Origin of the sequence: Micromonospora sp. WMMA1363, from assembly GCF_030345795.1 — a bacterium.
Taxonomy (GTDB): Bacteria; Actinomycetota; Actinomycetes; order Mycobacteriales; family Micromonosporaceae; genus Micromonospora.
The window spans coordinates 500,996-524,562 of sequence record NZ_JAUALB010000001.1; the positions used below are offsets into that span (position 1 = coordinate 500,996).

General features: G+C 71.6%; 22 protein-coding genes. 19 read left to right on the forward strand and 3 right to left on the reverse strand.

Features of this window, described 5'->3' with window-relative positions:
• The first annotated feature begins 522 nt into the window (after window positions 1-522).
• From QTQ03_RS02390 to QTQ03_RS02420, 7 genes are all read left to right on the forward strand, one after another.
• The gene (locus QTQ03_RS02390) at window positions 523-1,146 is read left to right on the forward strand and encodes a hypothetical protein (protein ID WP_289280641.1); all 624 of its coding nucleotides are present in this window, start codon (window positions 523-525) and stop codon (window positions 1,144-1,146) included.
• Between the two features lie 152 nt (window positions 1,147-1,298).
• Window positions 1,299-1,760, forward strand: a complete 462-nt coding sequence (locus tag QTQ03_RS02395) for a DUF948 domain-containing protein (protein WP_289276507.1) — start codon at window positions 1,299-1,301, stop codon at window positions 1,758-1,760.
• Window positions 1,761-1,792: 32 nt separating this feature from the next.
• Complete coding sequence (locus QTQ03_RS02400) at window positions 1,793-2,098, forward strand: hypothetical protein (protein WP_289276508.1); 306 nt, start codon at window positions 1,793-1,795, stop codon at window positions 2,096-2,098.
• Entirely contained in the window at window positions 2,095-4,773 is a 2,679-nt protein-coding gene (alaS, locus tag QTQ03_RS02405) for an alanine--tRNA ligase (protein WP_289276509.1), read from the forward strand. Before QTQ03_RS02400 ends, alaS begins: the two co-directional genes overlap by 4 nt.
• A gap of 73 nt (window positions 4,774-4,846) precedes the next feature.
• A complete protein-coding gene (gene ruvX, locus QTQ03_RS02410) occupies window positions 4,847-5,308 on the forward strand; it encodes a Holliday junction resolvase RuvX (protein ID WP_289276510.1) in 462 nt (153 codons plus the stop codon).
• Complete coding sequence (gene mltG / locus QTQ03_RS02415) at window positions 5,305-6,507, forward strand: endolytic transglycosylase MltG (protein ID WP_289276511.1); 1,203 nt, start codon at window positions 5,305-5,307, stop codon at window positions 6,505-6,507. The genes ruvX and mltG overlap by 4 nt, the downstream gene beginning before the upstream one ends.
• Window positions 6,507-7,331 (forward strand): shikimate dehydrogenase, encoded by an 825-nt coding sequence (locus QTQ03_RS02420; RefSeq protein WP_289276512.1) that lies wholly within the window; start codon window positions 6,507-6,509, stop codon window positions 7,329-7,331. The genes mltG and QTQ03_RS02420 overlap by 1 nt, the downstream gene beginning before the upstream one ends.
• 48 nt (window positions 7,332-7,379) lie before the next feature.
• On the opposite strand, the gene QTQ03_RS02425 is transcribed toward QTQ03_RS02420, so the two are convergent.
• Window positions 7,380-8,621 carry a cation:proton antiporter gene (locus tag QTQ03_RS02425; protein ID WP_289276513.1) on the reverse strand — a complete coding sequence of 414 codons (1,242 nt, stop codon included), beginning with the start codon at window positions 8,619-8,621 and terminating at the stop codon, window positions 7,380-7,382.
• A 179-nt stretch (window positions 8,622-8,800) separates the two neighbouring features.
• Here QTQ03_RS02425 and aroC point away from each other — a divergent pair, with 179 nt between their 5' ends.
• Window positions 8,801-9,979 carry a chorismate synthase gene (aroC, locus tag QTQ03_RS02430; RefSeq protein WP_289276514.1) on the forward strand — a complete coding sequence of 393 codons (1,179 nt, stop codon included), beginning with the start codon at window positions 8,801-8,803 and terminating at the stop codon, window positions 9,977-9,979.
• Window positions 9,979-10,482 (forward strand): shikimate kinase, encoded by a 504-nt coding sequence (locus QTQ03_RS02435; RefSeq protein WP_289276515.1) that lies wholly within the window; start codon window positions 9,979-9,981, stop codon window positions 10,480-10,482. The genes aroC and QTQ03_RS02435 overlap by 1 nt, the downstream gene beginning before the upstream one ends.
• Before the next feature lie 12 nt (window positions 10,483-10,494).
• Here QTQ03_RS02435 and QTQ03_RS02440 read toward each other — a convergent pair whose 3' ends face one another.
• A complete protein-coding gene (locus QTQ03_RS02440) occupies window positions 10,495-11,232 on the reverse strand; it encodes an alpha/beta fold hydrolase (RefSeq protein WP_289276516.1) in 738 nt (245 codons plus the stop codon).
• A gap of 81 nt (window positions 11,233-11,313) precedes the next feature.
• Between QTQ03_RS02440 and QTQ03_RS02445 the strand changes: the two genes are divergently transcribed.
• The 5 genes from QTQ03_RS02445 to nusB all read left to right on the forward strand — a co-directional run bounded on the left by QTQ03_RS02445 (window position 11,314) and on the right by nusB (window position 15,080).
• Window positions 11,314-12,270 carry a helix-turn-helix transcriptional regulator gene (locus tag QTQ03_RS02445; protein ID WP_289276517.1) on the forward strand — a complete coding sequence of 319 codons (957 nt, stop codon included), beginning with the start codon at window positions 11,314-11,316 and terminating at the stop codon, window positions 12,268-12,270.
• Window positions 12,271-12,327: 57 nt separating this feature from the next.
• The gene (gene aroB, locus QTQ03_RS02450; RefSeq protein ID WP_289276518.1) at window positions 12,328-13,404 is read left to right on the forward strand and encodes a 3-dehydroquinate synthase; all 1,077 of its coding nucleotides are present in this window, start codon (window positions 12,328-12,330) and stop codon (window positions 13,402-13,404) included.
• Entirely contained in the window at window positions 13,401-13,832 is a 432-nt protein-coding gene (gene aroQ / locus QTQ03_RS02455) for a type II 3-dehydroquinate dehydratase (protein WP_289276519.1), read from the forward strand. Before aroB ends, aroQ begins: the two co-directional genes overlap by 4 nt.
• Window positions 13,833-14,088: 256 nt before the next feature.
• Complete coding sequence (gene efp / locus QTQ03_RS02460) at window positions 14,089-14,646, forward strand: elongation factor P (RefSeq protein ID WP_289276520.1); 558 nt, start codon at window positions 14,089-14,091, stop codon at window positions 14,644-14,646.
• Window positions 14,647-14,669: 23 nt separating this feature from the next.
• Window positions 14,670-15,080 (forward strand): transcription antitermination factor NusB, encoded by a 411-nt coding sequence (nusB, locus tag QTQ03_RS02465; protein WP_289280642.1) that lies wholly within the window; start codon window positions 14,670-14,672, stop codon window positions 15,078-15,080.
• Between the two features lie 109 nt (window positions 15,081-15,189).
• Here nusB and bldD read toward each other — a convergent pair whose 3' ends face one another.
• A complete protein-coding gene (gene bldD / locus QTQ03_RS02470; RefSeq protein WP_091436620.1) occupies window positions 15,190-15,678 on the reverse strand; it encodes a transcriptional regulator BldD in 489 nt (162 codons plus the stop codon).
• Between the two features lie 281 nt (window positions 15,679-15,959).
• On the opposite strand from bldD, the gene pyrR reads away from it, so the two are divergent.
• The 5 genes from pyrR (at window position 15,960) to carB (ending at window position 23,542) form a co-directional block, all read left to right on the forward strand.
• Window positions 15,960-16,541: a bifunctional pyr operon transcriptional regulator/uracil phosphoribosyltransferase PyrR gene (gene pyrR, locus QTQ03_RS02475; RefSeq protein ID WP_289276521.1), complete on the forward strand. Its 582-nt coding sequence runs from the start codon at window positions 15,960-15,962 to the stop codon at window positions 16,539-16,541.
• Between the two features lie 171 nt (window positions 16,542-16,712).
• Window positions 16,713-17,639 (forward strand): aspartate carbamoyltransferase catalytic subunit, encoded by a 927-nt coding sequence (locus QTQ03_RS02480; RefSeq protein ID WP_289276522.1) that lies wholly within the window; start codon window positions 16,713-16,715, stop codon window positions 17,637-17,639.
• Complete coding sequence (locus QTQ03_RS02485) at window positions 17,636-18,967, forward strand: dihydroorotase (protein ID WP_289276523.1); 1,332 nt, start codon at window positions 17,636-17,638, stop codon at window positions 18,965-18,967. Before QTQ03_RS02480 ends, QTQ03_RS02485 begins: the two co-directional genes overlap by 4 nt.
• Window positions 18,968-19,026: 59 nt before the next feature.
• Window positions 19,027-20,172, forward strand: coding sequence for a glutamine-hydrolyzing carbamoyl-phosphate synthase small subunit (gene carA, locus QTQ03_RS02490; RefSeq protein ID WP_289276524.1), 1,146 nt, complete (start codon window positions 19,027-19,029; stop codon window positions 20,170-20,172).
• Entirely contained in the window at window positions 20,165-23,542 is a 3,378-nt protein-coding gene (carB, locus tag QTQ03_RS02495) for a carbamoyl-phosphate synthase large subunit (protein ID WP_289276525.1), read from the forward strand. Before carA ends, carB begins: the two co-directional genes overlap by 8 nt.
• Window positions 23,543-23,567 lie beyond the last annotated feature (25 nt).

A 23,567-nucleotide genomic window follows, 5' to 3' on the forward strand; every position in this document is an offset into this window, starting at 1 on the left:
CGCCCCGGCGTCCCGGCACCACCGACCGGGCCCGCCGCCGGCGGCCCGACACCTCCCGGCGCCGCTCGTCCCGGTGGTACGCCGGGCAGCCCGTCCGGCCCGACCCCGACCCCGACGCCGGGCGTCGCTCGTCCGGGCGGTCCACGCGGCGCAGCAAACCCGCTTGGCGTGGCCCACCCCGGGGGCGCCCCGGCCGACGGTGGCCGGCCGGAACCGACCTCTGGTGGCCCGCGCCCGGCGGCAGGGGTGGCGCGACCGGCCGGACCGCGGTCCGGGCCGGACGAGCGGCCGCCCGGTCGGGCGCTGCCACCGCAACGGGAACCCGGTCGCCCGGAGCCGTCCGGCGTGCCACCGGTGCGGCCGTCCGAGCCGGCGCTCGCCCGCGCTGCCGTCGTGGCCCCGGTGGCGGCGACCGCCGGCCCACCGGACGGTCCGCCATCGCGGCGCCCCACCGAGCCCGCGGCCGACGATGCCACCGCGCCGAGTGGATCGGGCGGGGCCCGCTCGGAGCTGCGCCGGCGGATGCGCGAGCGCCGGCGACTGCGACTGGGTGTCCTCGTCCTGGTCAGCATCGTGCTGCTCGGTGCGGTCCCGCTCTTCTTCGGGATGCGGGCGCTGAGCCGTGACCCGGTCTTCGACACCCTCGACGGGTTGGACGTCCCGAGTTGGGCGGCGGTCGAGACGGTCGACGACGTCAGCGGCAGCCGCTGGTGTCTGCTCGACTGCCGGCTGCGGGAGCGCACCCTTGAGTCCGACGGGACGCCGGAGGAGACCGCCCAGGTGTACGAGGCGGCGCTGGCGCGGGACGGCTGGCGGCGGTGGGAGGTGGAGCGCTGCCCGGAACAGGAGGAGAAGGGCAGCTACACCTGCTGGCGCCAGGACGAGCTGACTCTTGACCTCTGGGTGCGCCCGCCCACCTGCGTACCGCCGCCGGTGGACGGCGAGCCGGCGGTGGTGCCGTCGCCGGATCCGTCGACCGCAGCGAAGGAGTGCACCGGCTCGTTGGTGTCGGTGAAGGTCCGCAACGCGATCGACGACGACCGCACGCGGCCACAGCCGAGCACCGACCCGTCGCTGACCGGTGAGGATCCCTTCCCGACGCTGAGTGAGGACCCGCTCGGTGAGTTGACACCCTCACCGTCCTGAGTCGTTTTTCAGCACGGACGGTAGGGTCTGGGGCTGGCAGTCCTGCCTGCTCCCGTTGTTCGTCCCTGGGGGCGGGCGGCATGGTTGTCGTACGACGGTCGCGGCGTTCCGGTACGGCCCGGGGCCGCGGATTCGGCTCGAGGAGGACAGGCGTGGACTTTGGAGAGGTCGCGGCGCTGATCGCGGCGATCGCGTTCGCGATACTGGTGTTGATCCTGACACTGCCCATCCTGCGGCTACGGCACACGGTGGACGCCACCACCCGGATGATCAACGACCTCAACGACCGCACCGCGCCGCTGCTCGGCGACGTCAACACCACCGTGAAGAACGTCAACACCGCGTTGGAGCAGGTGCAGACCTCGCTGGACGGCGTCAACCTCCAACTCGCCAAGGTCGACACCATGACCAGCCACGCGCAGAACGTCACCGCCAACGTGGCCAACCTCGCCACCGTCGTCTCCGCAGCCGCGGCTAACCCGCTGGTCAAGGTCGCCGCCTTCGGTTACGGCGTGCGCAGGGCCGCTGCCGCCCGCCGGCACGCCGAGACCGAGCGCGAGGTCCGCGACACCATCAAGCAGCAGCGGCGGGCCGCCCGGCGCGGCAAGGGCTGACCCCGGACGGGGGCGACCAGGAGGATGAGAGCATGAGGCGGTTGTTCTGGCTCGGCATCGGGCTGGCCGTCGGCGTGGTGGTGGTCCGCAAGGCCACCCGGACCGCGCAGGCGTACACGCCGGCCGGGATCGCGAGTGGGCTGTCGGAATCCGCTGGCAGCCTGGTCGAGTCGCTGCGTAGCTTCGTGGAGGACGTCCGGATCGGGATGGCCGAGCGGGAGCAGGAAATCCACGAGGCATTCGCCCAGGGCGAGACGTTCGACGACCAGTTCGCCGAGCTGCGGGAGGACCCGCGCGTCGGCGACCGAGAGATTTTCCCGGAGGAACACCAGCGATGAAGACGGCGGAGATCAAGCGGCGGTACCTCGCGCACTTCGAGGCGAACGGTCACGCCGTGGTGCCGTCCGCTCCGCTGCCCGCCATCAGCGACCCGAACCTGCTGTTCGTCAACGCGGGCATGGTGCAGTTCGTCCCGTACTTCCTGGGCCAGCAGACCCCGTCCTATCGGCGGGCGGTCAGTGTGCAGAAGTGCATCCGTACGCCGGATATCGACGAGGTCGGCAAGACCAGCCGGCACGGCACGTTCTTCCAGATGAACGGCAACTTCTCCTTCGGTGACTACTTCAAGGACGGCGCGATCCCGCTCGCCTGGGACCTGGTGACCAAGCCAACCGAGGCGGGCGGCTTCGGGCTGAATCCGGAGCGGATCTGGCCGACCGTCTACCTGGACGACGACGAGGCGTACGAGATCTGGCGGTCGGTGGGGGTGCCGGCCGAGCGGATCGTGCGCCGGGGCAAGGTGGACAATTTCTGGTCGATGGGCATCCCCGGCCCGTGCGGCCCGTGCTCGGAGCTGTTCTACGACCGGGGGCCGGAGTACGGCCGTGAGGGCGGCCCAGCGGTCGACGAGGACCGCTACATGGAGTTCTGGAACCTCGTCTTCATGCAGTACGAGCGCGGCCCGGGAACCGGCAAGGAGGACTACCCGATCCTCGGCGAGCTGCCGGCGAAGAACATCGACACCGGCATGGGCCTGGAGCGGATGGCGTCGATCCTGCAGGGCGTGGACAACCTGTATGAGATCGACGAGGTTCGGCCGATCCTGGCCAGGGCTGCGGAGTTGACCGGCAGGCGGTACGGCGCGCGCTCCGGGCACGTGGCCAGCGAGTCACACCCCGACGACGTGCGGCTGCGGGTGATCGCCGACCACGTGCGCACCGCGCTGATGCTGATCGGTGACGGGGTGACCCCGAGCAACGAGGGGCGTGGCTACGTGCTGCGCCGCATCATGCGTCGGGCGATCCGGGCGGTACGACTGCTCGGCTGGCAGGACCGGGCGTTGCCCGAGCTGCTGCCGGTGGCCCGGGACTGCATGGCGCCGTCGTACCCGGAGTTGGCCACCGACTTCGACCGCATCTCGCAGTACGCGTACGCGGAGGAGGACGCCTTCCTCGCCACGCTGCGCGCCGGCACGACGATCCTGGACACGGCCATCGCCGAGACCCGCACGGCCGGCAAGGCGGCGATCACCGGCGAGCAGGCCTTCCAGCTGCACGACACGTACGGCTTCCCGATCGATCTCACTCTGGAGATCGCGGCCGAGCAGGGACTTCAGGTCGACTCTGAGGGCTTCCGCCGGCTGATGGCCGACCAGCGGTCTCGGGCGAAGGCTGACGCGCAGGCGCGCAAGACGGGCCACACCGACCTTTCGTCGTACCGCGGGGTGCTCGACGAGGGCGGCCCGGTCACCTTCACCGGTTACCACGAGGTCGCCCGCGAGGCGACGGTGCGGGCGGTGCTCGGCACCGACGGTCCGCGCCGGGCGGCGGTCGAGGGGGACACGGTCGAGCTGGTGCTCGACGTCACCCCGTTCTACGCCGAGGGCGGTGGCCAGCAGCCCGACCTTGGCATGATCACCGTGGCTGGTGGCCAGGTCGAGGTCCTCGACGTGCAGCAGCCCGTGCCGGGGCTGATCGTGCACCGGGCCCGGGTGCTCCGGGGCGAGGTGCGTACCGGCGAGGCTGGCTTCGCCGAGATCGACACCAGTCGCCGGCGGGCGATCTCCAGGTCGCACACCGCGACCCACCTGGTGCACCAGACCATGCGCAACGTCCTCGGCGAGTCCGCCACCCAGGCCGGCTCGCTGAACGCGCCGGGCCGGCTCCGGTTCGACTTCAACACCCCGACCGGGGTGGCGCCGAGCGTGCTGCGTGACGTCGAGCAGCAGGTCAACGAGGTGCTCCTGGCCGACCTGGAGGTGCACGCGTTCGTCACCTCGCTGGCGGAGGCGCGGCGGATCGGCGCGATGGCGCTGTTCGGCGAGAAGTACGGTGAGCAGGTGCGGGTGGTGGAGGTCGGCGACTACGCCCGGGAGCTGTGCGGCGGCACCCACGTGGCCCGGTCGGGCCAGCTCGGCCTGGTGAAGATCCTGTCCGAGTCGTCCATCGGGTCCGGTGTCCGCCGGGTCGAGGCACTGGTCGGGATGGACGCGTTCGACTTCCTTGCCCGCGAGCATCTGCTGGTCTCCCGCCTGGCCGAGCTGTATCGGGTGCCCAGCGACCAGGTGGCCGACCGGGTCGAGCAGACGGTGAGCCAGCTGCGCGACGCCGAGAAGGAGTTGGAGAAGCTGCGGGCCCAGCTGGTGCTCGGCGGGGCGGCGGCGTTCGCGGCGCAGGCCAGGGACGTGCGCGGAATCGCGTACGTCGGCACCGAGGCCCCGGAGGGCGCGGCTGGCAACGACGTGCGGACCCTCGCCCAGGAGATCCGCGGCAAGATCGACCCGGTGCGGCCGGCCGTGGTCGCGGTGGCCGCGCGGGCCAACGGCAAGGCGTCGCTGGTGGTGGCGGTCAACCCGGCGGCCCGTAGCCGTGGCCTGTCGGCGGCCGACCTCGTCAAGGCGGCCCTCTCCGGCCGTGGCGGGGGCAGCCCCGACCTGGCCCAGGGCGGCGGGCTGCCGGCTGCGGAAGCCGCCAACCTGCTGCTCACCGTCGAGAAGGCGGTCGCCGAGACGTGAGGCGTCGACCGTGGGTGGCCAGGGCGGACCATGTGGTCCGCCCTGGCCCGTTCCGACCCGGGGGTTACAGTCGGTGACTGAACTGTCCCGAGGAGTCCGGCTTGGCGTGGACGTCGGTCAGGTCCGGGTGGGGGTGGCCCGGTCGGATCCGCACGGTGTGCTGGCCACGCCGCTGGTCACGCTGGCCCGTGACCGCACCGCGGCACCCGACGCGGTTCCCAGTGACATCGCAGAGTTGGCCGCACTGGTCGTGGAACACGAAGCGGTCGAGGTCGTCGTCGGGCTTCCGGTGACCCTTGCCGGAAAGCAGGGTCCGGCCGCTGTCCACGCAACGGCGTATGCCGCCCGGTTGGGCGATGTCATTGCGCCCGTGCCGGTGACGCTCTCCGACGAGAGGATGTCCACCGTCGTGGCGTCTCGTAGGCTTGCGGAGCGTGGTGTCCGGGGACGACGACAGCGTGCGGTGGTCGACCAGGTCGCTGCGGTGGAGATTCTGCAGAGCTGGCTGGATGGGCAGCGGAGGCGGACAGGATGATCGACGATCTGGACCTCGGGTTCGATGAGCGGGAACGGGGGGAGAAGGGCCGGCATCGGCGCAGCTACGTCCGCAAGCGCAAGGGTGGGTCGGGCGGTGGGCGCGGCAAGACCGTCCTGGCCCTGCTGCTGGCCCTCGTTTTGCTCGGCGGCATCGGAGGTGGCGCTTTCTACGGCTTCGAGCGGATCCAGAGCTACCTCGTCACGCCCGACTACGCCGGCACCGGCACGGGCGAGGTGAACGTCGAGATCAAGCAGGGCGCTCTGATCGCCGACATGGCGGTCGCGCTCTACGACGCGGACGTGGTGCGGAGCACCAAGGCGTTCGTCGAGGCGGCGGAGGACGACCCTCTCAGTACGAACATCCAGCCGGGCGTGTACAAGCTGCGCAGGCAGATGAGCGGCGAGAGCGCCGTCGCTGCGCTGCTGGACTTGACGAACAAGGTCACCAACACGGTCACCATCCCCGAGGGGCGCACCGCCAAGAACGTCTACCGGTTGCTCTCCGAGAAGACCAAGATCCCGGTCGGGGATTTCGAGGCCGCGGCGAAGGATCCAGTCGCGCTCGGCGTGCCGGACTGGTGGTTCAACCGGGACGACGGCAAGAAGTCGGCGAAGTCTGTCGAGGGTTTCCTCTACCCGGACACGTACGAGGTCCCACCCACTCCGACGGCTGAGGGCATGCTCTCACTGATGGTGGAGAACTTCCTCGCCGTCGCCGACGAGATCCAGTTCGCTGACCGGGTGCAGAAGGAACGCAAGATCAGCCCGTACGAGGCGCTGATCGTCGCGTCGCTGGCCCAGGCCGAGGCGGGCAACGCCGACGATCTGGGCAAGATCGCCCGGGTCGCGTACAACCGGGTCTACAGCGGCACCTTCCCGTGCGACTGCCTGCAGTTCGACGTCTCGGTCAACTACTACTGGGAGCTGACCGGGAAGGAGACCAAGGCCTCGAAGGACATGACGCGGGCGGAGCTCTACGACGCGGAGAACCCGTACAGCACCCATGCCCAAGCCGGGCTGACGCCGACCCCGATCAACAATCCGGGTAAGCAGGCGATGGAAGGCGCGATGAACCCGCCGGAGGGCAAGTGGCTCTTCTTCGTCGCGATCGACAAGGAGGGCCACTCGGCCTTCGCGGTGACCGACGCCGAACACAACCGCAATATCGAGAAGGCCAAGGAGAACGGCGTCCTCTGATGGCGGTCGCACGGCGGGCGGCGGTGGTCGGCAAGCCGGTCGCGCACTCCCTCTCCCCATTGATCCACATCGCCGGCTACGCGGCGGCCGGTCTGAACGGCTGGTCGTACTCCCGGTTCGAGTGCGCGGAGTGGGAACTGCCCGAACTGGTCGCCGGTCTCGGCCCGGAGTGGGCTGGGCTCTCGGTGACCATGCCGGGCAAGGAGGCGGCACTCGCGGTGGCGGCCGCCGCGTCACCGGCCGCCGCCGCCGTCGGCGCGGCCAACACGCTGGTACGACGGCCGGACGGCAGCTGGTACGCGGACAACACCGACATCGCCGGCGTGGTCGAGGTGCTGACCGCGGCCGGCGTGGGCCCGGGCGCCCAGATGACCGTGCTCGGCGCCGGCGGCACCGCCCGGGCGGCGGTCGCCGCGTCGGCGCGACTGCGGGCCCGCACGGTGACCGTGGTGGCCCGGCGCGCGGTGGCGATCGACGAACTGCGCCCGGTGGCCCGGGCGGTGGGAGTACCGCTGGCCGGGGCGCCGTGGGACGAGGCCGCCACGTGGTGTGCCGCCGACGTGGTGATCTCGACCGTGCCGGCCGGCGTCGCCGACCCGCTCGCCGCCGCCGTGGCCTGGCGCCCGGACACGGTGCTCTTCGACGCCCTCTACCATCCGTGGCCGACCGCCCTGGCCGCCGCCGCGCAGTCCGCCGGCTGCCGGATCGTCTCCGGTCTCGACCTGCTGTTGGCCCAGGCGGTCGGCCAGTTCGAGCAGTTCACCGGCGTACCCGCACCTCGTGACGCGATGGCCGCCGCCCTGGCCGCGGCGCGGAGCGACTGACCGCTGGCTTCGCCACGTCGCGGCTCGTGGTCCGAACGGCCACCCGCGTCACGACGGTGGCCGTGGGTCGCCGCTCTGCCGTCGATCCCGCCGTTCCGCCGAGGCGGCCCGGAGTCGCTCGTACCAGTGCGGTGTCGTCGTCGGCTCGAAGATCCGGGCGATCACCACGTCGGTGGAGGAATGCGCCAGGATCGACAGCACCACGGTCAGCGCCACCAGGTGGAACACCTCGTCGCTGGCGGCGATACCGGCCTGGAGCACGAGCAGGCCGTACACCACCGAGGCGAAGCCCTTCGGGCCGAACCACATCGCTGCGAACTGCTCGGTGCGAGTCAGGTGCGAGCCGAGGAACGACACCGCGAGCGCGAGCGGGCGGGCCACCACGATGGCCAGGACCGCGAAGACCCAACCGGTCCAGTGGATCTCGCCGAGGAACTCCACCGAGATCAGCGCGCCGAAGACCAGCAGGGCGGCGAGCTTGAACAACTCGGCGATCAGCTCGCCGAAGTGCTCGAAGCTCTCCCGCTGCCGCTCGCCGAAGGTGGCGACGGTGATACCGGCGGCGAACGCGGCCAGGAACAGGTTGGCGTGGGTCACCAGCCCGAGCGCGAGCACCAAAAGGCCGATCGCCACCCCGTTGAGCGGCTCGTACTGGGTGGAGGCGGAGAAGAACCTCATCCTCTCCAGCCGTAGCGCGAGCCATGGCACCGCCACCCCGATCACCACGCCGAGCAGCAGCTCGGTGCCCAGTTCGTCCAGGTGCAGGTCGTCGGAGTTGGCGGCGATCGCCAGGAAGAGGATGACGAACGGCAACGCGAGGCCGTCGTTGATCCCGGACTCGACGTTGAGTAGGTGCCGCAGCCGGCCGGGCACCCGTTCGTTGCCGACCAGCGCTGCGGCGAAGACCGGGTCGGTGGGGGCGAGGACCGCGCCGATCAGCAGCGCTTCCGGCCAGCCCAGGCCGGCCACGTAGTGCGCGAGCAGCGCTGTGATCGCCAGGGTCAGCGGCAGGCCCCAGCCGAGCGCCCGGCCCGGTAGCCGCCACGCCGTCCGCAGGTCCGCGAATCCGACCCGCATGCCGTCGGTGAAGAGCACGGTGAACAGTGCCAGCTCGGCTAGGGTGGCGACGATCTCGCTGTCGGCGGTGATGTCCAGCACGCCGGTGGTGTCCGGGCCGAGTACGAAACCGGCGACCAGGAAGAGCACCGCGGTGGAGAGGATGGTCCGGTGCGCCAGGCTGGACAGCAGGACCGCGAGCAGCAGCACGGTCGCGAACGCGAAGAGCAGCACCGGTGCCTCCTGAGGAGTCGATGGATTCGTCGCCGACCGGGCTTCCCGGCACTCCGTCCATGATCATACGGGTTCGCCGTGATCCGGTCTGCCGGCCGGCTACGGACGGCCGCGTCCGCAGGGCGGGACGGGCCGGCCACCCCACGTGGACGGCGAACGGTCGTGACAGACTGGCCGCTGTGTTGCGCTGGTTGACTGCAGGGGAATCGCACGGTCCCGCCCTTGTCGCACTGCTCGAGGGGGTGCCGGCCGGGGTTGAGGTGACCACCGGGGACATCGCCGGTGAGCTGGCCCGGCGCCGGCTCGGCTACGGCCGGGGCGCGCGAATGTCCTTCGAGCGGGACGAGATCGAGATCGTTGGTGGTCTGCGGCACGGTGTCACTCTTGGCAGCCCGGTCGCCATCCGGATCGGCAACTCGGAGTGGCCGAAGTGGCGCACCGTCATGGCCGCGGACCCGGTCGACCCCGACGAACTGGCCAGGCAGGCCCGAAACGCGCCGTTGACCCGGCCGCGTCCCGGCCACGCCGACCTGGCCGGCATGCAGAAGTACGGGCACACCGACGCCCGCCCGATTCTGGAGCGGGCCAGCGCCCGGGAGACCGCCGCCCGGGTGGCGGTCGGCACGGTGGCGAAGGCACTGTTGACGCAGGCGCTCGGCGTCGAGATCGTCTCGCACGTGGTGGAGCTGGGGTCGGTCGCCGCGAAGCCCGGCCTGCGGCCGACCCCGGCCGACGCCGAGCGGATCGACGCCGACCCGCTGCGCTGCCTGGACCCGGAGGCGAGCGCGCGGATGGTCGCCGAGGTCGACGCGGCGAAGAAGGCCGCCGACACGCTTGGTGGCGTGGTCGAGGTCCTGGCCTACGGAGTGCCGCCGGGTCTCGGCAGCCACGTGCAGTGGGACCGCAAGCTCGACGCGCGGCTCGCCACCGCGCTGATGTCCATCCAGGCGATCAAGGGCGTGGAGATCGGCGACGGTTGGCTTCAGGCACGCTCGCGGGGCTCCGAGGCGCACGACGAGATCATCCCCACCGCCACCGGGGTTCGGCGGGTTACCGACCGGGCCGGCGGCCTGGAGGGCGGCATCACCACCGGCGATCCGCTGCGGGTGAAGGCCGCGATGAAGCCGATCTCCTCGCTGAACCGGGCCCTGTCGACGGTGGACGTCACTACCGGCGAGCCGGCCACCGCGATCAACCAGCGTTCCGACGTGTGCGCCGTGCCGGCGGCCGCGGTCGTCGCCGAGGCGATGGTGGCGCTGGTGCTCGCCGAGGCGGCGGTGGAGAAGTTCGGTGGGGACTCCGTCGTCGAGGCGCGCCGCAACCTCGCCGGCTACCTCGACGCTCTGTTGATCCGCTGATGGCGCCGGTCTGCGTCCTTGTCGGGGCGCCGGGTTCCGGCAAGACGACCGTCGGGCAGGCGCTCGCCGCTCGGCTCGGCGTCGAGTTCCGGGACACCGACATCGACGTCGAGCGGATGGCCGGCAAGCCGATCCTGGAGATCTTCGTGGACGAGGGGGAGACGCGCTTCCGGGCCCTCGAACGGGCGGCGGTGTCGGAGGCGCTGGCCGCCGGCTCCGGGGTGCTCGCCCTCGGCGGCGGCGCGATCCTCGCCGCGGAGACCCGCGCCGCCCTCGTCGGCCACCGGGTGGTGCACCTCTCTGTGGAGCTGCCCGACGCGGTCAGACGGGTGGGCCTCGGCGCCGGCCGGCCGCTACTCGCGATCAACCCACGGGCCACGCTCAAGCACCTGATGGAGCAGCGCCGGCCGTTGTACGCCGAGGTCGCCACCGCGACCGTGGTCACCGACGGCCGAGATCCCGCCGACATCGCCGCCGAGATCGCCGGCCAACTGAAGCGGTGAGCGTCCGCCCGGTCACCGTGGCTGTCCCGCCCCGATCCGATCCAGCAACCCGGCCAGCGCCTTCGGTTCGCTGAGCATCGGCCAGTGCCCGGTCGGCAGCGCGTGCAGGTCGCTGCCGGCCAGCCCGGCGAAGAACGGGTGCCGCTGCGTGATCATCCGTTCCACCAGCTCGAGCGGGAACGTGCAGGCCACCAGGGCGGTCGGCACCGCCCGCCCGCCGGTGCGCCGGACCGGATCGGTGGCGGCGCGCAATGGATGCCCGGTGGCCCGCCGACGCAGCAGGGTCAGGACGGCGGCGTCCAGTCCGGCCAGGTTCTGCGGGTCGCTGGTCGGCTCCCAGGCGGGCGGGGGGAGCAGGTGGCCGTCGCCGATCCGCGTTCGCAGCCGCTCCTGTTCCTCCGGCGGGTTGCTGTCGAACTGTGCCATCCCGTCGGGCATCGGCCCGCTCTCCACGTAGACCACCCGGCCGACGCGGTCCGGGATCCGGTCCGCCGCCTGCGTCACCGGCAGCCCACCACCGGAGTGGCCGACCAGGACCACGTCGCGCAGGTCCGCCGTCTCGATGAGCCGGACGACGTCCCGGGTGTGCGTCTCCAGCCCGACCTCCGGGCCGGCCAGGTGGTCCCGCTCGGCCACGCCGGTGAGCGTCACCGGGTACACGTCGTGTCCCCGTCCGCGCAGGTCGGCCGTCACTTCCTGCCACACCCAGCCACCCAGCCAAAATCCCGGCACCAGTACGAATGTCGCCATCGCGATCCCCAATCTCGTGGTCTGGACGACAACTGTAGGATCGAATCCGGACAGATCCTGCCCGTTTTCGAGGAGTGTGCCGTGTCACATCCCGCCGGGAGAGTGCTCGGGCTGCTGGAGCTGTTGCAGAGCCACCACCGGCTCACCGGGGCCGAGCTGGCCACGCGGCTCGGCGTCGACGGGCGTACTGTCCGCCGGTACGCGGCCACGCTCGTGGAACTGGGCATTCCGGTGACCGCCGACCGGGGCCGGTACGGCGGGTACCGCCTGCGCCCCGGCTACAAGCTCCCCCCGCTGATGCTCACCGACGACGAGGCGGTCGCCGTCCTGCTCGGCCTGCTCGCCGCCGACCACCTCGGCCTCGGCACCGAGCAGCCGGCCACCGCCACCGCCACCGCCAAGATCCGCCGGGTGCTGCCCGCCGCGCTGGCCGACCGGCTCGCCGCCGTGGTGGAACACCTCGGGTTCACCCTGCGTCGCGTCGAGTCGACCGCCCGCCCCGCCACCGACACCCTGCTCGCGCTCGCCGACGCGGCCCGGCACGGCCGGCGCGTCCGGGTGACGCACCGTTCGCGGGCCGGCGACACCGCCGAGCGGGAGCTCGACCCGTACGGGCTGGTCTTCCACGCCGGCCGGTGGTACGTCACCGGCCACGACCACCGGCGCGCGGAGGTCCGCACCTTCCGGCTGGATCGGCTCGGCGCGGTGACGTCGGGGGACGAGACGTTCGTCGCGCCCAAGGGCTTCGACCCGGTGGCCCAGGTGGCCCGGTCCCTGGCCGCCGTCCCGTGGGCACACGAGGTCGAGGTGCTCCTGGCGGTCGACCTGGCAACCGCCCGGCGCCGCCTGCCGCCCAGCACGGCCGAGCTGTCCGCCACGGCCGACGGGGTGCTGATGCGGGTCCGGGCGGAGCGTCTGGACGGGATGGCGGTGCTGCTCGCCGGGCTCGGCTGGCCGTTCACGGTGGTCCGGCCGGACGCGCTGCGTGACGAGGTGGCCGCCCACGCGGAGCGGCTCGCCGACTGGGCGCGCCGGTGATCCCTACCTGTGGACGATGCGGGCGACGCGGGCCGTGGCTGGACTAGGCTGCCGGCGATGGACGAGGTGACCCGGATCCCGGTCGGCGGCGAGCGGCCGTACGACGTGCTGGTGGGCCGCGATCTGCTCGGCGAGCTGCCCGCCCTGCTGCCCGAGGCGACCCGCGCGGCGGTGCTGCACGCGCCGCCGCTCAAGGAATTGGCCGACGCGATCGGCGACCGGCTCCGGACCGCCGGAGTCACCCCGCTGCCGATCGAGGTGCCCGACGCCGAGGGTGGCAAGCACATCGATGTCGCGGCGGCCTGCTGGGACCGGCTCGGCGAGGTGGGCTTCACCCGTACCGACGCTGTGGTCGGCGTCGGCGGCGGCGCGGTCACCGACCTGGCCGGCTTCGTGGCGGCCTGCTGGCTGCGCGGTGTGCGGTGGGTGCCGGTGGCGACCTCCCTGCTCGGCATGGTGGACGCGGCCGTCGGCGGCAAGACCGGGATCAACACCGCCGCAGGCAAGAACCTGGTCGGGGCGTTCCACCCGCCGGTGGGGGTGCTGGCCGACCTCGGCACGCTCGACAGCCTGCCGACCGTGGACCTGGCGGCCGGGCTGGCCGAGGTGGTCAAGTGCGGGTTCGTCGCCGATCCGGTCATCCTCGACCTGGTCGAGCGGGACCCGGCCGTGGCCACCGACCCGGGTGCTCCGGTGACCCGCGAGCTGATCGAGCGGGCGATTCGGGTCAAGGCCGACGTGGTCTCCGGCGACCTGCGCGAGTCCGGTGTCCGCGAGGTGCTCAACTACGGCCACACGCTCGCCCACGCGATCGAGAAGGTCGAGGGCTACCGTTGGCGGCACGGCCACGCGGTGGCCGTCGGTCTGGTGTACGCCGCGGCGCTGGCCCGGCTCGCCGGCCGGCTCGACGGGGCCACGGCGGAGCGGCACCGCGCCGCGGTGGCCGCGCTCGGGCTGCCGACCCGGTACGCCGCCGACGCGTGGCCGCGGCTGCTGGCCACCATGCGGGTCGACAAGAAGGCCCGGGGCGACCGGCTGCGCTTCGTGGTGCTCGACGGTCTGGCTCGCCCGGGGGTCCTCGAGGGGCCCGACGACGAACTGTTGGCCGCGGCCTACCGCGAGGTCGCCGAATGAGGGTGTACGTGCTGAACGGCCCGAACCTGGGCTGCCTGGGCACCCGGCAGCCCGCGGTGTACGGCGGCACCAGCTACGCCGACCTGGTAGAGCTGTGCGAGCGGACCGGTCGGGGCCTCGGGCTGGACGTGACGGTGCGGCAGACCGACGCCGAGCACGAGTTGCTCGGCTGGCTGCACCGCGCGGCCGACGAGGAGGCGGCGGTGGTGCTCAATCCGGCGGCCTGGTCGCACTATTCGATCGCGCTCCGGGACGCCTGCGCGATGCTGCGTGCCCCGCTGGTCGAGGTGCACATCTCCAACATCCACGCCCGGGAGGAGTTCCGGCACCATTCCGTCGTCTCCGCCGTGGCGACCGGGGTGATCTGCGGGCTGGGTGTGGACGGCTACCGCCTCGCCCTGCACCACCTGGCGGCCCGCTCCGCCTGATCGGTGAAACGTCACGACACGTCCGGTCGTGGACACGCCGCGCCATGCGGAGCGTGAAGCGGGGGCCCGCCCGGTCGATCGCCGTCGCGCCGTTCATCACCGGGTCGTGGTACGGGCGCGTGCAGGACGAGGGCGCGGAGCCCGTCGGTTGCCGGCCGCGCGGTGTGACCGCGGGTGGACGGTGGCGGGCGGGGCGCCGCCGACGCTGCTAGTAGACTTGGCAGGTCTGTCCGCCAATTGATGATCAAGGCAGGAAATGGCCACCACCAACGACCTGAAGAACGGCCTGGTACTCAACCTCGATGGTGAGCTGTGGGCCGTCGTCGAGTTCCAGCACGTCAAGCCTGGTAAGGGTGGTGCGTTCGTGCGTACCACGCTGAAGAACGTGCTCTCCGGCAAGGTGGTCGACAAGACCTTCAACGCGGGCACCAAGGTCGAGACCGCCACAGTCGACAAGCGCACCATGCAGTACCTGTACGCCGACGGCGAGGACTACGTCTTCATGGACCTGGAGACGTTCGACCAGATCACCGTCCTCGGTGGCACGGTCGGTGAGGCGGCCAACTACCTGCTACCCGAGGCCGAGGTGATCGTCGCCACCCACGAGGGCGTGCCGCTCTACGTCGAGCTGCCGACCAGCGTGGTGCTGGAAATCACGTACACCGAGCCCGGCCTCCAGGGTGACCGCTCGACCGGCGGCAACAAGCCGGCCACCGTCGAGACCGGCGCGACCGTGCAGGTGCCGCTCTTCATCACCACCGGCGAGAAGATCAAGGTCGACACTCGCGACGGCCGTTACCTCGGCCGCGCCTGATGGCCGAGGGTCCCAAACAGCAGATGCCGGCGCGCCGCAAGGCGCGCAAGCGGGCGCTGGACGTGCTCTTCGAGGCCGACCTGCGGGGCCGTCCACCGATCGAGGTGCTCGCCGGCTACGTCGAGCGGATCGAGAAGCCGCGCCCGGAGCACCTGGGGTATGCGGTCAGCCTGGTCGAGGGGGTCGCTGGCCACCTCGACCGGATCGACGAGCTGATCGCCAGCTACGCCGAGGGTTGGACGCTGGACCGGATGCCGGCAGTGGACCGCAACCTCGCCCGGATCGCCGTCTACGAGCTGCTCTACGTCGACGAGATCGACGACGCGGTGGCGATCAGCGAGGCTGCGGAGCTGGCCCGGCAGATGTCGACCGACGACTCGCCACGCTTCCTCAACGGAATCCTGGGGCGGATCGCCGAGTACGCGACCCGCTGAGCTGTGTCGGCGCGCGACGCGACAGGAACTTCGTCGCGCGACGCGACAGGGACGACGAAAGGGCCCGTGCCGGACGCGGACGGCACGGGCCCTTTGCGGTCGTCGGTGCTCAGGAGGCGAAGAACGCCCGCGGATCGGCGACGAGCACACCGTGCTCGGTCAGCCGCTCGATCAGTCCGGACGGCGAGGCGTCGTAGACGATCGCCAGGGCGCGCAGGTCGTCGGCGCGGATCGACAGGACCCGTCCGTTGTAGTCCCCGCGCTGCTGCTGGATCGCCCGAGCGTACCGGGCGACGTAGGCGAGCTCCTCCGAGGCCTCGTCGTAGAGCCGCTCGAGGTCGAGCACGATCTTGCTGGTTGGCTCGTGGCGGACACCGCTGCCGTCGGGCAGCAGCTCGGAGACGGGAACGCGGTAGAAGTCGGCCAGCTCGGCGAGACGGGACACGGTGACGGCTCGGTCGCCGCGCTCGTACGAGCCGACCACCACGGCCTTCCACCGCCCGTTCGACTTCTCCTCCACGCCCTGCAGGGACAGGCCCTGCTGCTGGCGGATGGAGCGCAGGCGGGCGCCCAGCGACTTGGCGTACTCAGAGGGCATTCGGACACTCCCAGTGCTGCTCGGGGTTCTCCCGTCGATCGCTACGGAGCGTGACGGTACGGGGATTGCGACAGCCGGTCAAGTGGTCGTGACCTTACCGTTGGGAGTGCTGCGGGAGTTGTCCCCATTTCGTCGCCCTGAGCGCCGGGTCAGCGCCCGGCGACTGTCCGGGCCGTGACCACTGGTAACGTGGTCAGAGCCCCGGCCGGTCCCTGCGATTCGTGCCGGTCTTCCGACGTCCTTTAACGACCCGTCCCGTGAGGCGGGAAAGGGGGTCCGCCGTGGCCTACTCACCGGCTGCCCGCTCGACGACCGCGCCGCAACCCTCGGTGAAGGTGATCCTCGCCAGTGCCGACGTGCAGCGCGTGGTCGACCGTATCGCCCACCAGATCCTGGAGAAGACCCAGGGCGCCCAGCACACCGTGCTGCTCGGCATCCCGACCCGAGGTGCGCCCCTCGCCCGGCGGCTCGCCGCCCGGATCAGCGCCTTCGAGGGGGTCGACGTCCCCGTCGGCGTGCTCGACATCACCTTGTACCGCGACGACCTTCGCCAGCACGCCACCCGCGCGGTCGGGCCCACGGAGCTGCCTGTCGGCGGTATCGACGGCAAGCGGGTGGTCCTCGTTGACGACGTGCTGTTCTCCGGCCGTACCGTGCGTGCCGCGCTCGACGCGCTGAACGACGTCGGCCGCCCCGCGTCGGTCCAGCTCGCCGTCCTGGTCGACCGCGGCCACCGCGAGCTGCCCATCCGCGCCGACTATGTCGGCAAGAACATCCCGACCTCGCTGGCCGAGAGCGTGAAGGTCACCCTCGCGGAGACCGACGGCACGGACGAGGTCAAGCTTTTCGGGGGTGCCGCGTGAGCGCGAGGAGTGAGCTTGCGAGCCCCGCAGTCGCGAACGAGAGGTGGCGTCCGTGAGCGCGAGGAGTGAGCTTGCGAGCCCCGCAGTCGCGAACGAGAGGTGGCGTCCGTGAGCGCGAGGAGTGAGCTTGCGAGCCCCGCAGTCGCGAACGGAAGACCGGCAGAGCCCCGCATGATCCGTCACCTGCTTTCCGGCGCGGATCTGGACGCCGCCACCGCGACCCGGATCCTGGACACCGCCGCCGAGATGGCCACCGTCGCCGGGCGTGAGGTCAAGAAGCTGCCTGCGCTGCGCGGCCGGACCGTGGTGAATCTCTTCTACGAGGACTCCACCCGCACCCGGATCTCGTTCGAGGCCGCCGCCAAGCGGCTCAGCGCCGACGTGATCAACTTTTCGGCGAAGGGCTCCAGCGTTGCCAAGGGGGAGAGCCTGAAGGACACCGCGCTGACCCTCCAGGCGATGGGTGCCGACGCTGTCGTCGTCCGGCATCCCGCTTCCGGAGCGCCGCACCGGCTCGCCGACTGGGTCGACGGCTCGGTGGTCAACGCCGGCGACGGCACCCACGAGCACCCGACCCAGGCGCTGCTCGACGCGTACACGATGCGTTCCCGGTTGGGTCGGCTCGCCGGTCTCTCGGTCGCGGTGGTCGGGGACGTGTTGCACAGCCGGGTCGCCCGCTCCAACGTCCTACTGCTGTCCACCCTCGGCGCGAAGGTCACCCTGGTCGGCCCGCCGACACTCATCCCGGTGGACATCGCGGCGGCGCTCGCACCCGGCACCGACGTCTCGTATGACCTGGACGCGGTGCTTCCGCACTCGGACGTGGTGATCATGCTGCGGGTGCAGCGTGAGCGGATGAGTGACTCCTACTTCCCGTCCGCCCGCGAGTACGCCCGCCGCTACGGCCTCGACGGCCCGCGCATGCGCCGGCTGCCCGAGCACTCGATCGTCATGCATCCCGGCCCGATGAACCGGGGCATGGAGATCACGCCAGAGGTGGCCGACTCGCCCCGCTCCACCATCGTCGAACAGGTCGCCAACGGCGTTTCTGTCCGGATGGCCGTCCTCTATCTGCTGCTCGGAGGGAGCAACCGGTGACCGCGTACCTGATCACCAACGTGAGTGTCGTCGGCGCCGAGCCGACCGACCTGCTGATCCGCGACGGTGTCGTGACCGGGACCGGCGCGGGCATCGTCGCGCCGGACGCCACCGTGGTCGACGGCACCGGCCTGGTCGCTCTGCCCGGCCTGGTCGACCTACACACCCACCTGCGCGAGCCGGGCCGAGAGGACGCCGAAACGGTCGAGACCGGCTCGCGGGCGGCGGCGCTGGGCGGCTACACGGCGGTGTGCGCGATGGCGAACACCTCGCCGGTGGCCGACACCGCCGGAGTGGTGGAGCAGGTCTGGCGGCTGGGCCGGGAGGCCGGGTTGGTCGACGTGCAACCGATCGGCGCGGTCACCGTCGGCCTCGCCGGCGAGTACCTGGCCGAGTTGGGCGCGATGGCCGATTCCGCCGCCCAGGTAAGGATCTTCTCCGACGACGGGCACTGCGTCGCCGACCCGAAGCTGATGCGCCGGGCCCTGGAGTACGTCAAGGCGTTCGACGGCATCATCGCCCAGCACGCCGAGGAGCCCCGGCTCACCGAGGGCGCGCAGATGCACGAGGGTGAGGTGTCCACCCGCCTCGGCCTGACCGGCTGGCCGGCGGTCGCCGAGGAGGCGATCATCGCTCGGGACGTGCTGCTCGCCGAGCACGTGGGCAGCCGGTTGCACATCTGCCACGTCTCCACCGCGGGTAGCGTCGAGGTGCTGCGCCAGGCGAAGGCGCGGGGTGTGCGGGTCACCGCCGAGGTGACCCCGCACCACCTGCTACTCACCGACGAGGTCGTGGGCGGGAGGGGCGAGCTGGCGAGCCCCGCGCTCGCGAAGGACTGGAGCCCCACAGGCGCCTACGACCCGGTGTACAAGGTCAACCCACCGCTGCGCACCGGCGTCGACATCGCCGCGCTGCGCACCGCGCTGGCCGAGGGCGTGATCGACATCGTCGCCACCGACCACGCCCCGCACGCCGTGGAGGACAAGGAGTGCGAGTGGGCGTACGCCCGGCCGGGCATGCTCGGCCTGGAGACGGCGCTGTCGATCATGCTGGACGTGCTCGGCCCGCAGTGGGATCTCATCGCCGAGCGGATGTCCCGCGCCCCGGCCCGGATCGCCGGCCTGGCCGACCACGGCCACGATCCGGCACCCGGCGCGCCGGCCAACCTGACCCTGGTGGATCCGGCCGCCCGCCGCGCGATCGAGCCGGCGGAGTCGGCCAGCCGAAGCCGCAACACACCGTACGCCCGGATGACGCTGCCGGGTCGCATCGTGGCGACCTTCCTGCGCGGCGAGCCGACGGTCCTGGACGGAAAGGCTGTCAAGTGAGCGCGAGGAGCGTAGCGCGGCGGGGTACCGCAGTCGCGAACGAAAGGCGGGCACGGTAAATGGGCAGGCGCAGGCCCGCGATCCTCGTTCTCGAGGACGGGCGCACGTTCCACGGCGAGGCGTACGGCAGCGTCGGGGAGACCTTTGGCGAGGCCGTCTTCAACACCGGTATGACCGGCTACCAGGAGACCCTCACGGACCCGTCATACCATCGGCAGGTGGTGGTGCAGACCGCGCCCCACATCGGCAACACCGGCGTCAACGGTGAGGACGACGAGTCCAGCCGGATCTGGGTCGCCGGGTACGTGGTCCGCGACCCTGCGCGGGTCGGCTCGAACTGGCGTGCCACCGGCGGCCTTGAGGACCGGCTGGCCGCCGAGGGTGTGGCCGGCATCAGCGGCGTCGACACCCGGGCGCTGACCCGACACCTGCGTGAGCACGGCGCGATGCGGGTCGGCGTGTCCAGCGTCGAGACCGACCCGCGGGCGTTGCTGGCCCGGGTTCACGGGTCGCCGCAGATGGTGGGCGCGGACCTCTCCGCCGAGGTGACCACCCCGAAGCCGTACGTGGTCGATGCGGTGGGCACCCACCGGTTCACGGTCGCGGCCCTCGACCTGGGCATCAAGCGCAACGTGCCCCGGCGGCTCGCCGCGCGCGGCGTCACCACCCATGTGCTGCCCGTCCACTCGACCGTGGATGACCTGCTCGCCACCGGTGCCGACGCGGTCTTCTTCTCGCCCGGCCCGGGTGACCCGGGCACCGCCGACGGGCCGGTTGCGCTTGCTCGCGAGGTGCTGACCCGCGAGGTGCCGTTGTTCGGCATCTGCTTCGGGAGCCAGATCCTCGGCCGGGCGCTCGGCTTCGGCACGTACAAGCTGGGCTACGGCCACCGCGGCATCAACCAGCCGGTGCTCGACCGCGCCACCGGCAAGGTCGAGGTGACCAGCCACAATCACGGCTTCGCGGTCGCCTTCCCCGGCACCGAGCCGGGTGCCGTCGTGCCGAACCAGGTGATCGACACCGAGTTCGGGGGCGTCGAGGTCTCCCACGTGTGCCTCAACGACAACGTGGTCGAGGGGCTGCGGGCGAAGGACGTGCCCGCCTTCACCGTCCAGTACCACCCGGAGGCGGCGGCCGGTCCGCACGACGCGGACTACCTCTTCGACCGCTTCGCCGAGCTTATCGAAGGCGGGAAGAATGCCTAAGCGGACCGACCTGAAGCACGTCCTGGTGATCGGCTCCGGGCCGATCGTGATCGGGCAGGCCTGCGAGTTCGACTACTCCGGCACCCAGGCGTGCCGGGTGCTGCGCAGCGAGGGGATCCGGGTCAGCCTGGTCAACTCGAACCCCGCGACGATCATGACCGACCCGGAGTTCGCCGACGCCACCTACGTCGAGCCGATCACCCCGGAGTTCGTCGAACTGGTCATCGCGAAGGAGCGTCCGGACGCGGTGCTGCCCACCCTGGGCGGCCAGACGGCACTCAACACGGCTGTCGCGCTGCACGAGGCCGGTGTGCTGGAGAAGTACGGCGTCGAGCTGATCGGTGCCGACATCGACGCGATTCGGCGGGGTGAGGACCGGCAGCTGTTCAAGGACATCGTCGTCAGGGCGGGCGCCCGGATCGGTGTGCAGGATCCGGCCGCGCTGGTGCCCCGCTCCCGGGTCTGCCACTCGATGGACGAGGTCCGCGACACCGTCGGTGAGCTGGGCCTGCCGGTGGTGATCCGGCCCTCGTTCACGATGGGCGGCCTCGGCTCCGGCATGGCGCACACCGACGGGGACCTGGCGCGCATCGCCGGCGCCGGCCTGGCCGCCAGTCCGGTGCACGAGGTACTCATCGAGGAGAGCGTGCTCGGCTGGAAGGAGTACGAACTCGAGCTCATGCGGGACCGGCACGACAACGTGGTGGTGGTCTGCTCGATCGAGAATGTCGACCCGATGGGCGTGCACACCGGCGACAGCGTCACCGTGGCGCCGGCCATGACGCTCACCGACCGGGAGTACCAGCGCCTGCGCGACCTGGGCATCGCGGTGCTGCGCGAGGTCGGCGTGGACACCGGTGGCTGTAACATCCAGTTCGCGGTGAACCCGGCCGACGGTCGGATCGTTGTGATCGAGATGAACCCACGGGTGTCCCGCTCGTCGGCGCTCGCGTCGAAGGCGACCGGCTTCCCGATCGCGAAGATCGCCGCGAGGCTCGCCATCGGCTACACCCTCGACGAGATCCCCAATGACATCACGGGCAAGACCCCGGCGGCGTTCGAGCCGGCCCTGGATTACGTGGTGGTGAAGATCCCCCGGTTCGCGTTCGAGAAGTTCCCCGGCGCGGACCCGGAGCTGACCACCACGATGAAGTCCGTCGGCGAGGCGATGAGCCTGGGCCGCAACTTCACCGAGGCGCTCAACAAGGCGATGCGCTCGATGGAGACGAAGGCAGGCGGATTCTGGACGGTGCCGGATTCGGTCGTCGCTGCCGCGACGGGCGCCGGCCCGGCGGGCGCGACGAAGGAGGACACCCTCGCCGCCCTGCGGGTGCCGCACGACGGGCGGCTCTACACCGTCGAGCGGGCGCTGCGGCTGGGCGCGTCGGTCGCCGAGGTCGGCGCCGCGTCCGGCGGCATGGACCCGTGGTTCCTGGACCAGATCGCCGGCCTGGTGGAGCTGCGTGCCGAGATTGTCGACGCCCCGGTGCTCGACGTCGACCTGCTACGCCGCGCCAAGCGGGCCGGCCTGTCCGACCGGCAGCTCGCCGCGCTGCGTCCGGAGTTGGCGGCAGAGGACGGCGTCCGGACCCTGCGGCACCGGCTGGGTGTCCGGCCGGTCTACAAGACGGTGGACACCTGCGCCGCCGAGTTCGCGGCGACGACCCCGTACCACTATTCGTCGTATGACACGGAGACCGAGGTGCGCGGGTCGGACCGGCCCAAGGTGCTGATCCTCGGGTCGGGGCCGAACCGGATCGGGCAGGGCATCGAGTTCGACTACTCCTGCGTGCACGCGGTGATGGCGCTGCGGGACGTCGGCTTCGAGACCGTCATGGTCAACTGCAACCCGGAGACTGTCTCCACCGACTACGACACCGCCGACCGACTCTACTTCGAACCGTTGACCTTCGAGGACGTCCTGGAGGTGTGGCACGCCGAGCACTCCTCCGGGCGGGCGGCCGGCGGCCCGGGTGTGGTCGGGGTGATCGTGCAGCTCGGCGGGCAGACCCCGCTGGGCTTGGCGCAGCGGCTCAAGGATGCCGGCGTGCCGGTGGTCGGCACCTCCCCGGAGTCGATCCACCTGGCCGAGGAGCGGGGCGCCTTCGGTTCCCTGCTGGCGCGGGTCGGGCTGCGCGCTCCGGCGCACGGCACCGCCACCTCGTACGACGAGGCGAAGGCGATCGCCGAGGAGATCGGCTACCCGGTGCTGGTCCGCCCCTCGTACGTGCTCGGCGGGCGCGGCATGGAGATCGTGTACGACGACTCGACGCTGCGCGGCTACATCGGCCGGGCCACCGACATCTCACCGGACCACCCGGTCCTGGTGGACCGCTTCCTCGACGACGCGATCGAGATTGACGTGGACGCGCTCTGCGACGCCGACGGTGACGTCTACCTTGGCGGCGTGATGGAACACATCGAGGAGGCCGGCATCCACTCCGGTGACTCGTCCTGTGCGCTGCCGCCGATCACCCTCGCCGGCTCGCACGTCGCCCAGGTTCGTCGGTACACGGAGGCGATCGCCCGGGGCGTCGGCGTGCGCGGCCTGCTCAATGTGCAGTACGCGCTCAAGGACGACCAGTTGTGGGTGTTGGAGGCGAATCCACGCGCGTCGCGGACCGTTCCGTTCGTGTCCAAGGCGACGGCGGTGCCGCTGGCGAAGGCGGCGGCCCGGATCGCCCTCGGCGCCACCATCGCCGAGCTGCGCGCCGAGGGGCTGCTCCCGCCGAGCGGGGACGGTGGCTCGTTGCCGCCGGACGCGCCGATCGCGGTCAAGGAGGCGGTACTGCCGTTCAAGCGGTTCCGCACGCCGACCGGTAAGGGGATCGACTCGCTGCTCGGCCCGGAGATGAAATCCACCGGCGAGGTGATGGGCATCGACACGGCCTTTGGGCATGCCTTCGCCAAGTCGCAGTCCGCCGCGTACGGCTCGCTGCCGACCGCCGGCAAGATCTTCGTCTCGGTGGCCAACCGCGACAAGCGCGGGATGATCTTCCCGATCAAGCGCCTGGCCGATCTGGGCTTCGAGATCATCGCGACCGCCGGCACCGCCGAGGTGTTGCGTCGGCACGGCATCGCCTGCGAGCAGATCCGCAAGCACTACGAGTCCGGCGCGGGCGAGGACGCGGTGTCGATGATCCTGGGCGGCGACGTGGTGCTGGTGGTCAACACCCCGCAGGGCTCCGGTGCCAGCGCCCGCTCCGACGGGTACGAGATCCGCAGCGCCGCGGTCACCGCGGACATCCCCTGTGTCACCACGGTCCCTGGCGCCGCGGCTGCGGTGATGGGCATCGAGGCGCACATCCGTGGCGACGTGCAGGTCCGGCCCCTGCAGGACCTGCACGCGACCCTGCGGGCGCCCCGGTGACCGGCCGACCACCCGCACCCCGTCG

Coding starts and splice junctions, on each gene's coding strand:
- QTQ03_RS02390 (WP_289280641.1), top strand. CDS start 523: ATGCGCGAGCGCCGGCGACTGCGACTGGGTGTCCTCGTCCTGGTCAGC.
- QTQ03_RS02400 (WP_289276508.1), top strand. CDS start 1,793: ATGAGGCGGTTGTTCTGGCTCGGCATCGGGCTGGCCGTCGGCGTGGTG.
- alaS (WP_289276509.1), top strand. CDS start 2,095: ATGAAGACGGCGGAGATCAAGCGGCGGTACCTCGCGCACTTCGAGGCG.
- mltG (WP_289276511.1), top strand. CDS start 5,305: ATGATCGACGATCTGGACCTCGGGTTCGATGAGCGGGAACGGGGGGAG.
- QTQ03_RS02420 (WP_289276512.1), top strand. CDS start 6,507: ATGGCGGTCGCACGGCGGGCGGCGGTGGTCGGCAAGCCGGTCGCGCAC.
- QTQ03_RS02435 (WP_289276515.1), top strand. CDS start 9,979: ATGGCGCCGGTCTGCGTCCTTGTCGGGGCGCCGGGTTCCGGCAAGACG.
- QTQ03_RS02440 (WP_289276516.1), bottom strand. CDS start 11,232: ATGGCGACATTCGTACTGGTGCCGGGATTTTGGCTGGGTGGCTGGGTG.
- aroB (WP_289276518.1), top strand. CDS start 12,328: ATGGACGAGGTGACCCGGATCCCGGTCGGCGGCGAGCGGCCGTACGAC.
- aroQ (WP_289276519.1), top strand. CDS start 13,401: ATGAGGGTGTACGTGCTGAACGGCCCGAACCTGGGCTGCCTGGGCACC.
- efp (WP_289276520.1), top strand. CDS start 14,089: ATGGCCACCACCAACGACCTGAAGAACGGCCTGGTACTCAACCTCGAT.
- nusB (WP_289280642.1), top strand. CDS start 14,670: ATGCCGGCGCGCCGCAAGGCGCGCAAGCGGGCGCTGGACGTGCTCTTC.
- bldD (WP_091436620.1), bottom strand. CDS start 15,678: ATGCCCTCTGAGTACGCCAAGTCGCTGGGCGCCCGCCTGCGCTCCATC.
- QTQ03_RS02480 (WP_289276522.1), top strand. CDS start 16,713: ATGATCCGTCACCTGCTTTCCGGCGCGGATCTGGACGCCGCCACCGCG.
- carA (WP_289276524.1), top strand. CDS start 19,027: ATGGGCAGGCGCAGGCCCGCGATCCTCGTTCTCGAGGACGGGCGCACG.
- carB (WP_289276525.1), top strand. CDS start 20,165: ATGCCTAAGCGGACCGACCTGAAGCACGTCCTGGTGATCGGCTCCGGG.